The following is an 11,484-nucleotide window of genomic DNA, read 5'->3' as shown; positions in this document are numbered from 1 at the left end:
CTCTTGTGCCTTTGGAAAAAAGGGCATTTCGCAGCATATTCTAAAGAGGATTGAATAAAATACAATGAAATATACCAAGACACAAATGGTCCTTATTTTAACCCCTATTGCTTTAGGTGCTTTAACGATATTCCTTGTCCCTCATTTTTTGTTGCTGATAACAAATGGCCTTAAGAGCGATCAAATGTATTGGACCCTTCGTTCAGAGCCTTTATTAGTCTTATCACTAACAGCTGCTGTTTCATTGTTGTATAGTCTCTCGCAAAAACTGCACTTGCGTAAAATCATCACTTTTGTTTCCCTAGCCTTTTTTGGAACCATTGCCCTTTACTATATTGGAGGTGAAATAAAACGTTTAAGTCCCTATGTTGGCCAACAAGGAATAACGTGGAGCTATGCACTTCAATTCATGGATCCCATGGTTATCTTTGGCATCATCATTGGTGGTTTTTTTTCCCTCATTCAATTCATCACAACCTCTCCCCCTAAAAATAGGGTCAAGCGTGCCAAAAAAGGTGTTTTTGGGGATGCCGCATGGATGAATCTAAATGAGGCAGCAAAAATCTTTCCTGCCAATGGGCAAATTGTTGTAGGAGAAAGATACCGTGTTGATCAAGATAATGTGTGCAAAATTCCCTTTGCCCCTGGCAATAAAACAACATGGGGCAAGGGTGGAACAGCCCCGTTGCTCACCTTTAATCTTGATTTTGGCTCAACTCATATGATTTTTTTTGCTGGCTCTGGTGGCTATAAAACTACAAGTACAGTAGTTCCCACGTGTTTAACCTATCCAGGCTCTGTTATTTGTCTTGATCCTTCAACGGAAGTTGCCCCAATGGTTAAATTTGCGCGTCAAAAAATGGGCAATAGAAATGTTATTGTTCTCGATCCTAATTCACTTTTAACAAAAAATTTTAATGTCATCGATTGGCTTTTAGATGACAGTGTCCCACGCACGCAACGTGAAGCGAATATTGTAAGCTTTTCTAAACTGCTTCTTACCGATAAAAAATCAGACAATTCTTCAGCGGAATATTTCTCGACACAAGCCCATAATCTTTTAACGGCTCTTCTTGCTCATGTTATATTTTCAGATGAATATGAAGACGAAGAGCGCAATTTAAAAACATTACGTGGCATTCTCTCTCAATCAGAAACAGCGGTTGTCAATCAACTACGCATGATTCAAGACACAACCCCTTCTCCTTTTATTCGTGAAATGGTGGGGATTTTTACAGAAATGGCGGAGCAAACCTTTTCAGGCGTTTATACAACCGCCTCAAAAGACACCCAATGGCTTTCTTTATCCAATTACGCCGATCTTGTTTGCGGCGATGATTTTTCCTCCTCAGATATCACAGATGGCAATACAGATGTTTTTCTCAATCTTCCTGCTAGCATTTTAAACAGTTATCCAGCAATCGGACGTGTGATTATTGGGGCCTTTCTCAATGCCATGGTGACAGCAGACGGTAAGTATAAAAAGCGTGTTTTATTTGTCTTAGATGAGGTAGATCTTCTAGGTTATATGAATATTTTAGAAGAAGCACGTGATCGTGGACGAAAATATGGAACATCCTTGATGCTCTTTTATCAATCTTCTGGTCAGTTGGTCAATCACTTTGGCGAAGCAGGAGCACGTTCATGGTTTGAAAGCTGCTCCTTTGTTAGCTATGCTGCCATTAAAGACCTTCAAACAGCGAAAGACATTTCAGAACGCTGTGGTCAAATGACCGTTGAAGTCACCGGAACGAACAAATCAAGAGGTTTATCCTTAGGAAAGAGTTCTTACAACATCAATTACCAACAAAGAGCTCTTATTTTACCTCACGAAGTTATTCAAGAAATGCGTCAAGATGAGCAAATTATTCTCATGCAAGGACAACCCCCTCTGCGATGTGGTCGCGCCATCTATTTCAGAAGAAAAGAAATGCTAGCCGCAGCGGCAAAAAACCGCTTTGCCCCACAAAAGAAAAGCTAACCCTCATCAATGATGATAACAACAAAAAAGTATACATTGCTGTTTTTTTAAAAGCCTACGAACAAAAAAACACCCTACTACCATACCAGAAAAACAGGGTCACAAAGCCCGTGATTTTTCCTTTTCTATTTTCCCCTTGCTATTTTGCGTATCATTTTACCAGCGCCCATGATCTTTAAATTTTTATAAAAAACGTCCATCCCCCAACCAAGAGCAATATCAATATCTCTCTTAAGAAAAGAAACACCCTCTCACAAAGTTTTTCATATATAATTTATGACAACACATTTATTTATAATGACAATTAGTCTCATTTGGTTAAATGAGAGACCCAATAGCCTAAGACGCTCTCATTTCAAATCTATTCTATGATTAAAGAACGCAATCAACAAAAGCGTGCGGCAATGCCTATCCCCTTACAGACAAGCAAAAATATTTAAGAACGCTCATAACCAATCTCAATGATGCAAGAAAAACAAAAGATTTCCCTTTGAGACAAGAGCTCTCCCCCCACGATAAGCATTGATTTTTTTCCAAAACATATTCGAGAGATACACAAAAATGAATAAATCATTCTTATACAAGCTTCCCCCCTTTACGATATCATAATGTGTTCTATTTTAATAACCAAGCGCTAAAAAAGCGCTTTTCTTTCTCACCACAGAAAGTTTTTCCCTCTTATGGATCTTAAAGAAGCACAATACAATAAGAGTAACAAGACCAAGTAAAAAACATTTTATTTTTAATATAGACCAACAAGATGTTCACAGAGACCAAGAAGAAAAATATTATGGAGTAAAATTCTTGATGACTGCTTTTATTCATAAACTTCCCAATCTAAGTGCTATGTATGAAAAGTTCCAAAGCCGTCCGATAACCAAGAGCAATCCTCTCCGCCATATCCGCGTCCTTCATCAAAGCGCTTTTGCAAACTACTTTACTAAAAGCAAAACAGCAAAAGTCTTAAACAATATTTTTCTTTTTAGCTTCTTTCCCTTACCTCAAAGAGGGAAGAGCACTTTCTCTCATAACACTCAAAATCTCAAAAGAATACGCGCTGGGGGACTTTCAACATGACCCGCGTTTAAGGCGCATATCAATTCCCACCCTACTTTCTCAGGAGAGACGATATGTTAGAGCAAAATTATCTCTATAAAGGAACTTCAACCCTAAAAAATAAATATGGCATCAAAAACCCAAAAAAACTATATGAACGCAGCGCCCATGAAGCCGCCAGAGAGGCTGTTAATTTTCGTCATGAATCACCCCCTCTAAAATTTGATGCCGCTTATCTCAAATTAATCCACTGGAGCTTCTTCCACAAAACTTTTGAATGGGCAGGTCAAACCCGCGATACATCCTTTACCTTTGAAGATGGCAGCACTGCCCGTATGCCGGCGATGCGCCCTAAAGGGTATGATGTTCCTTTTGCCATCGGTCCGCAGATAAAAAAAGAGCTCACACAACTTGAAAGAACACTAAGCGAAAAGAACAATTTACAAGGTTTATCGCGCCAAGAGTTTGCTGAAAATGCCGCTGACGTTTTTATGATGCTCGAGCACGCACATCCTTTCCGAACAGGCAATGGACGCGTCAATCGAATGTTTATGGAAAAACTTGGACAAGCAGCAGGCCATAGCATTGACTTTTCGTTCATCACAAAAGGACGCATGACAGCAGCTTGTATTGAAGCCATACAACATAGCAATCCTCAACCGATGAAAGATCTTTTTGAAGATGTCACCCATCCGCAAAAATCTCTTATTTTAAAAGAATTTATCTCCCAGATGAGAGACGCTGGACTAGATGAAATTAATAATCGTGTTGTTGTTGCCGCAAAAGAAGGGGTCCCCTATGACGGCATCTTTAGAGGCGCTTCAGCAGAAGGGTTTGTCATGGAAGTCGGAGGGGGATTCGTCGTGGGCCACAAAGATGATCTTTCTCCAGAACAAATCAAAACATTACGCAATGGCGATCGTCTCTGCTTTCAAAAAAGCAACGTTCAAAATGTAAAAGAAACCTTGATCCCACAAGAAACCTTAGCTCCTCTCACAAACGACGAGTTATTTGCAAGAGTTTCAAATGACCCTTATGTTGAAGCAAGCCGAAAAGAAATCGAACATTTATCAAAGACTGTATATGGTAAAGCCCACGCCTTAAAGACACAATTGGATATGATAACGGCAGCTCCAAACTTAGGAAATCAATTTGCCGATGAAATTTTAGAAAACCCTCAATCAATTTCTAAACTTTCAGGGAGAAAAATCCTTGATATGAAAAGTCCAAATCGCAGACACGCCGAACAGACTGTTCCACAACTCAGCCACGCCCTTAAAGATTATGGCACAATAACCCAACAAACAAAAGATGAAATTCTAGGACAACACCAAAGAGAACAAAAACGCCTAAGCCACGGGGTTGAGAAACCTGGAAAAAATTTACAAACCCTTTTTGCCTTACCAGAAGAACAACAAAGGGAAGCTTTATTGCATTCTCCCGCACTCCGACAAGAACTCCATACCTTTTTACGCCAACTCCACAATCGTCTCTCCTCAGAAGATCGCAAAGCCATACAAGAAAGAGATCATACAAGATTGGCTTGTCTTCTTGGGACATCGGAAAGCAAAGCCAAAGAAATTGCGCAGACTGTCAAGAACACCCAAGAAGCCCAATGTCAAGTTCGTACTTTAAAAGTTAGTCGCTCTTCATCGCTGGCTCTAACCGGCTAAAAACGCGCACTTTTTTGCCTTCCAACAAAACGCTTGGTTCCAATCATTTCATCGCGCTTGCCCCCACCAATTGTTTTAAAATGTTACAAAAAAATAGTCCTAAAAATTGATCCTATAATTTATTATAACTTATTGATAAGATTTCACAAAAAAACTGTATAAAAGACATAAATCCCCACTACAGATCAATATGAATAGCGCGAAATCTTTGGTGACCATTCAATTCGATATCTTCTTTTATCAAGATATCAAAAAAGTGGGGAATGCACCAAAGAGGTTTTCTCAAAATATTGAAAGGAAACAGCCATGAAAAAAAGCCACCCACAATCAGACCCTCAGAACCCAGAAGCCCTCTACGCCAAAGTTGATAAATCACACAGAAAAGGTCCGCGCATCCCAAGCCCAGAAGAAATACAAGCAGCAAATAGAAGTCGACCACCTCTCCAAGAAGATCCCTACGACAGACCGAGGGGAAGAGAGCAAACAAATTCGCCCTACAACTCCCCGAGAATGGGAGCAGGTGGGTATGATACGCCCTCTTCTCAACGACCGCAAGAAACTCCTTATGCCCCTCAAAATCCACTGGGAGGAACGGTCTATGCTCCCCAATATCCCTTAGGAGCTTCTCGTCCAACCGCTGGGAGGGGTTCGCGTGAGCCTTCTCCGGAAAACCCCACAAATCCCTACGCCGTCGTTAATCTCGCAACGGGTGAAACAGAGTTCCAAGAGCGAAGAAATCCCCTCTATGACTCACCGAGCGGGAGCAATGAGGATCTACGCTCCTCCCCAAAGCCAACAGATTCTCTCTATGAAGAAATTGATCCGAGAACACAGGGCGGGCGCTCTCCCCATAAACCAATAGAAACTGTCTATGCAACATTGGGCGCGGGCGCTGAAGGCGGAGAACGCCAACAACGGGAAAATCCCATCTACGAAGGCGTTGGCAGAGCAACAACGCCTCCTCCCAGAACCCCAAAAGATGTGGTTACAACAAGGCTTTTACAACACACAGACTTTCAATATGGTGTAAGAGAAACTCAAGAGTGGTGCAAAGTTGTTTACGGTAACGAACATGCCTTGAATGGACCACTTGCGAAGATTCTTGAAAATCCTCAAGGAGCAGAAAAGATCTTATGGGACCTTGCAGAAAATCCTGAAGGTCCTGGAAAGCTTGCTGGTCGGCAACTTCTTGGCGTAAAGAGCCCCGATCGTAAAGAGGCTGAAGAGGGCTTTCGTCACCTTTGCTCATCTCTTGAAAGACATATCCATAAGGCACAAAAGCTCCACAAAGACTTTACACGTGATCTGGAAAGAGGTCAAAAACAAGAGAGTCCAGAAAGAAGCCCTGAACACCGACGTCACCATCACCACCATCGTCACGCCAGAGGGCAGGAACGAAATAGTCCAGAACACAGCCCTCAACGACAAAGACAGGAAGAAAAAGGAATAGCTTATGCCATGTAAGAGGGCATCAACATAAAAACAGATCAATTTTTGTTTTTCATATCATCTCTTTATTCAGTGAAATTCTTGGCGCAAATTGTTTCATGGCGGTTGCGCCAAGAATTGTTTTACAATGGTACAAAAAATAGACCTAAAAGTGGACGGTGTAATTTATTATAACTCATTGATAAGATTTCATAAAAAAACTGTATAAAAGACACAAATATCCGTTACTCTGATCTCGAATAGCGCGAAATCTTTGGAGGTCATTCAGTTGGATATCTTCCTTTGTCTCAAAGCAAACAAAGCATAAAAGGCGAGAATGCCCCAAAGAGGTTTTCTAAAAATATTGAAAGGAAACAGGCATGAAAAAACATCATCCACACCCTTCTGCAAATCCAGAAGCCCTCTATGCACAAGTGAACAAACAAAACAGAGGAAACCAGCGCAGACCAAACCCAGAGGAGGAAGTTTTATACGCATCCGTAAACACCATTGATCCTCTTTCAAGAGGTAGACACCACAATCAAAAGCACCAAGAGTCTGAAACAGACTACACAACGGTTGCTCCCTCAAGACGTGAAGAGGAAGTTGTATACGCATCCGTGAGCAGCATTGATCCTCTTTCAAGAGGCGGACGCCATAATCAAAGGCAACAAGAGTCTGAAACAGACTATGCAACGGTTTCCCCACAACAAAGAGGAAGAACCTCCCTCACAACTGACCAAATAAGTGTACACCTTTTAAAAAACCCACATGTCCAAGCATATGGAGAAGAGATCATACATTGGAGTAGCATTGTGTATGGAAAAGACAACCTTTTCCAGCAACACTTGCAAGGCATCCTTAAAGATCCGCATAAAGGGAAAGACCTTTCAGATCAACTTGCTGAAAATCCTGAAAGCATGGGAAAACTTGCTGGTCGCCACGCACTTGGCATGAAAAGTCAAACACGCAAACAAGCTGAAGAGGGTTTTAGACACCTCGTTAATGCCATTGATGGGTATACAAAGGCTGTAACAGAGGCAAGGGATAGGATTTTGCAAACCCCTCATGCGGAACAAAGACGCCAGCAAGAACATTCTCAAAGCCACCATCATCATCGTCATCATCACACAAGAGGACAAGAACAAAATAGTCCAGAGCACAGCCCACGACAACAAAAACATGGAATGGCTTATGCCATGTAAAGGGGCATTAACATCAAAATAGATCAACTTTTGTTTTTTATTTAATCTCTTTTGCAGTGAGTTTCTTGGCGCAAATCGTCTTGTTGCGATTGCGCCAAGAATTGTTTTACAATGGTACAAAAAATAGTCCTAAAACGGTCCTAAAAATAAACCCTGTTATTTATTGTAACTTATTGATAAGATTTCACAAAAAAACTGTATAAAAGACACAAAGCTCCATTATGTTGGGTGCGAATAGCGCAGGTCTTTGGAGCGCATATCAGTTCAATATCTTCCTTTGTCTCAAAGTAATCCAAGCATAAAGAACGAGTATGCACCAAAGAGGTTTTCTAAAACAATTTTTGAAAGGAAACGTGCATGAAAAAAGATCACCCTCACCCTTTTCCATCCTCTTCAATCAAAGAACTCATAGAACTCTATGAAAAAGCAGCGGCAGAGGTCACAGGCGAAGCCCCCCGTCCTCAAGAAAAGCCTTTAACAAGCAAAAGACTATCAACGATACCGGAACAAGATGAGGAAAGTCTCTCTGTTTTAGCAGAAGAAACGATTATGGAGACAAGTGCACAGGCATCTGTTAGAATGACGCATTCGACAACGCCTCTTTCAAGCACGCGCGCGACCCAAAAACTGCAAGAAGCTGAAATGACACGTGCAACAGCTGCTCCACAAGCCACCCAAAGAGCAACAACACAACTCTCAGAAGAAGAAATCATACAATTTCTTCCCCACCATTCATTGGTTAAAACCTATCAAGAAGAAATCCAACAATTATCGGCAAAAGCCTATGGCAACCCCAACATTTTGCAAGAAAAAATGCAGGAAATTCAAAGAAATCCCCAAGCGGGAGAAGAGCTCTCATGGCGCATGGTAGCCCATCCTGAAAGCATTGCTAAACTTTCCGGCAGAAGCATGTTGGGCTTCAAAAATAGAGAACGCAGACAAGCAGAAGAGAGTTTTTCCGCCCTCAGTCTCACCGTTGAGTGTTATACAGAAGCGGTAAAACAGGCAAGAGAGAGCCTCTTGCAATCTCCAGAGCAAGAACTCAAAAACTATGAACGTCTCATGGGAAAGGCTGCTGTTGCTGAACTGCTGAAAAAACCGGATCAAAGGGAAAAAGAAAGTCTTTCAGAAGCAGACATGTCCACCCAAATTCATCAAAATTCAAAAGTCAATAGACACCATGCGCAAATCAGATATTGGAGCAAAGTTGTTTTTGGTAATGAAAATATTTTGCAATCACAAGTGGAAGAGCTTTTCCAAAAACCTGAAACAATAGAACAGCTGGCACAGCAACTTGCCGGAGACCCCAAGTCTATTCACAAATACGCTGGTCGCAGCTTTGGGGGGTTAAAAAATAAAGCGCGCGTTCATGCTGAAGCGGGTCTTTCTCACCTCATTGATGCCCTTGACAATTATGCGACAGCTGTCACACAGGTCAGAGAGAACCTTTTACAAACTCAGCAGAGACAACAAGAACATCGTGAAGCATCTGAGCAAACACAAAACTTGCAGCAGCAACAAAGCGTTTCACAATCTGCTCAACGCCTTGAATCTTCAGCAGCCACACAAGAAAGAACAACGCCCTCTACCCAGCAAAGGGAAAGAGAAACAGATTTGCGTCCTCGCAAAACTGCCGCCCCAAAAGCAATGGCTTTTGCCAGCTAAACAGACATAAGTTTTCACGTTGAATCGAACATCTTGGCGCAACACAAGAGAAAGGTGATTTGCGCCAAGAAAGAGAGAACGTTGGAACCAAGTTCATTTTCCCACCACTTAATCTAAGCTATTGATAAAACAGTCTTTAAAGCGTGATCATAAACGGCATCAAAAGAGTGAAATCATGTGAAACTGCTCAGTTTTATATCCTCTCTCATAAAGTCACAGTGAAAAGGCATAAAACAGAATAAACACAAACGCACATTCTTACGTAGTATTTAAAAACAATATTGGAAGAGTTTGAAAGGACCATGCATGAAAAAAAGAAATCCCTCCCCTTTTATCGCCGAAATGATGGAAAAATTTCAACAACAAACTGAACAATCCCCCACCAGAACCCCCCCTCCCCCAATTTCTCCAAAACCGCAAAAACCATCTATACAAAAACAGCCAGAAAATTTGTCACCCTCTCCAAAGGTTGCGCCACCACCACCCCCACGCGTAAGAGAAAAAACACCAAGCGACACAAAAATCCAAAAGCCTGAAACTCAAGAAACGCCTCCTCTACAAACAAAAGTAGCACCGCCAAAACCCCCACGTGCAAAAGAGAGACAACAACACAGCCCACAAGTTGAATCCTCGTCCACCACCCAAAAAAGAATGGCCCCACCCCCTCCTCTACGCGGAAGAGAGAAAACGCCAACCGACGTAAAAATCCAAAATCCTGAACCCCTCGAGCACCCCTCCGCAGCCATAAAAACTGTGCCACAAAGACCCCCACGTGCAAAAGAGAGACAACAAAACAGCCCACAAGTTGAATCCTCTTCCACCGCCACAAAAAGAATGGCACCACCCCCTCCTCCACGCAGAAGAGAAAAAACACCAACCGACGCAAAAATCCAAAATCCTGAAACCCTCGAGCGCCCCTCCGCAGCCATAAAAACCGCGCCACAAAGACCTCCGCGTGCAAAAGATAGAATCCTGCAAAAACCAACCGTTCAAAAAGAAGAAAGTCCCTATGCAACACCGAGAGCGCAAACGCACCAACGCGTAAGAGACAAGACACCAATCGATGCAAAAATCCAAAATCCTGAAACCCTCGCCCCAAGTGTTAGACCCAAAACAGTACAACAGAGGAAAGTTAGGCAGCAAAGCAGTTCATCATCACAAGACAGTGGAACCTATGCAGTCCCTCGTTCAAGAAAACCGCACCAAATAGAAGAGAGGAAACCAAGCGATGCTGTCGTTCAAAAAACAGCCTCCGCACAAACAGCCATGAGACAGCCAAAACCGTCTCAGGAACAAAAAGCCTCTCTTAATACAATGGAAAGAGAACTCTTGCTCGTAGCATATCAAGAAGAAATACGATTTTTATGCGGAAAGGTTTATGGTGACCGGCTTATTTTAGAACAAAAAATAGCAGAGATCAAAGAAAACCCTGCTATGGGAGAACAGCTCTTATGGGATGTTACAGAAAACCCTCAGTCTATTTCTAAGCTTGCGGGTCGAAAAGTTCTTGGCATAAAAAACGGAGCGCGCAAACAAGCTGAAGAAACACTTCCTAATCTGTGTGAAGCCATTAACGGTTTTTTATATACCTCAAAATATGCAAAAGAGAATATTTTACAGAGTGCTCACGGGGAACAACGACAGCATCAACACGCGCAACAGGAAGAAGCAATCACTCAACACACACAAAGCCGGCTTAATTCAGAAAAGAAAATCCAGCCTCTCTCCAATCAGGAAATTGCCCGCAGAGTTCAACAAGATCCATCGGTTCAATATAGTCAAAGAGAAGTTCAATATTGGAGCAAAATTGTCTATAAAGATCCATTTATTTTGCAATATAGAATGGAAGATATGCACAAAATTCCAGAGATCGGAGAAGAGCTTGTCTTTCAAATTGAAAAGGATCCGACCTCTTTTGCTCCCCTTGCTGGTAGAAAAGCCCTTGGCATAAAAAATGGTGCACGCAAAGCCGCTGAAGAAAATCTTCCTACCCTTTGTACCGCCATTAAGGATTATGGTGAGACGATAAAGCAATTAAGAGAAACCATTGTTCACAACCATCAGACGGAACAACAACAACGCCATCAACCGCTTAGCGATCTCGATAAAAAATTGCAAAAGCAGCAAAGCCTATCAGAGACCCCGCAGCTGCCTGAGCGCTCAACAACAAAGCGACGTCAAGAGCTTTCTGAAACATCGAGACAAGAAGAGCACTCTCCTATTCGCCCGCGCAGAGGTGAAGCATCAAAAGCCATGGCTTTGTCGTGATAGTCTCATCACCTTTGGCTTGTCATAGAAAACTTTGGTGCAATTATGTAATTATATTGCCAAGATTGCACCAAGGTCAAAATTGCACCAAGGATAGCGTATAACCTACAGAAAAATTTGAATAAACTCTCCTCTGCCAAAACGCATTAAATAAAATTGCACGATAACATTTCATAAAAATGACCAACATTGACGTTGCGCCATCATC

6 protein-coding genes are annotated in these 11,484 nt (G+C 42.0%); all 6 read left to right on the top strand.

What is annotated here, in order from left to right; genetic code table 11:
* The first annotated feature begins 64 nt into the window (after positions 1 to 64).
* The 6 genes from traG to FJG96_RS00140 all read left to right on the top strand — a co-directional run bounded on the left by traG (position 65) and on the right by FJG96_RS00140 (position 11,276).
* Positions 65 to 1,981 (top strand): Ti-type conjugative transfer system protein TraG, encoded by a 1,917-nt coding sequence (gene traG, locus FJG96_RS00165; RefSeq protein WP_139412249.1) that lies wholly within the window; start codon positions 65 to 67, stop codon positions 1,979 to 1,981.
* A gap of 1,130 nt (positions 1,982 to 3,111) precedes the next feature.
* Complete coding sequence (locus FJG96_RS00160; protein WP_139412248.1) at positions 3,112 to 4,710, top strand: BID domain-containing T4SS effector; 1,599 nt, start codon at positions 3,112 to 3,114, stop codon at positions 4,708 to 4,710.
* A gap of 306 nt (positions 4,711 to 5,016) precedes the next feature.
* Complete coding sequence (locus FJG96_RS00155; protein ID WP_139412247.1) at positions 5,017 to 6,174, top strand: BID domain-containing T4SS effector; 1,158 nt, start codon at positions 5,017 to 5,019, stop codon at positions 6,172 to 6,174.
* Positions 6,175 to 6,518: 344 nt separating this feature from the next.
* Positions 6,519 to 7,343 carry a BID domain-containing T4SS effector gene (locus FJG96_RS00150; protein ID WP_139412246.1) on the top strand — a complete coding sequence of 275 codons (825 nt, stop codon included), beginning with the start codon at positions 6,519 to 6,521 and terminating at the stop codon, positions 7,341 to 7,343.
* A gap of 357 nt (positions 7,344 to 7,700) precedes the next feature.
* Positions 7,701 to 9,008 (top strand): BID domain-containing T4SS effector, encoded by a 1,308-nt coding sequence (locus tag FJG96_RS00145; protein ID WP_139412245.1) that lies wholly within the window; start codon positions 7,701 to 7,703, stop codon positions 9,006 to 9,008.
* A gap of 306 nt (positions 9,009 to 9,314) precedes the next feature.
* On the top strand, positions 9,315 to 11,276 hold the full coding sequence (locus tag FJG96_RS00140) for a BID domain-containing T4SS effector (protein ID WP_139412244.1): 1,962 nt from the start codon (positions 9,315 to 9,317) through the stop codon (positions 11,274 to 11,276).
* Positions 11,277 to 11,484 lie beyond the last annotated feature (208 nt).

Source organism: Bartonella mastomydis (assembly GCF_900185775.1).
In the GTDB taxonomy this organism is placed as follows: domain Bacteria; phylum Pseudomonadota; class Alphaproteobacteria; order Rhizobiales; family Rhizobiaceae; genus Bartonella; species Bartonella elizabethae.
This window is presented reverse-complemented; position numbering and strand designations above follow the sequence as displayed.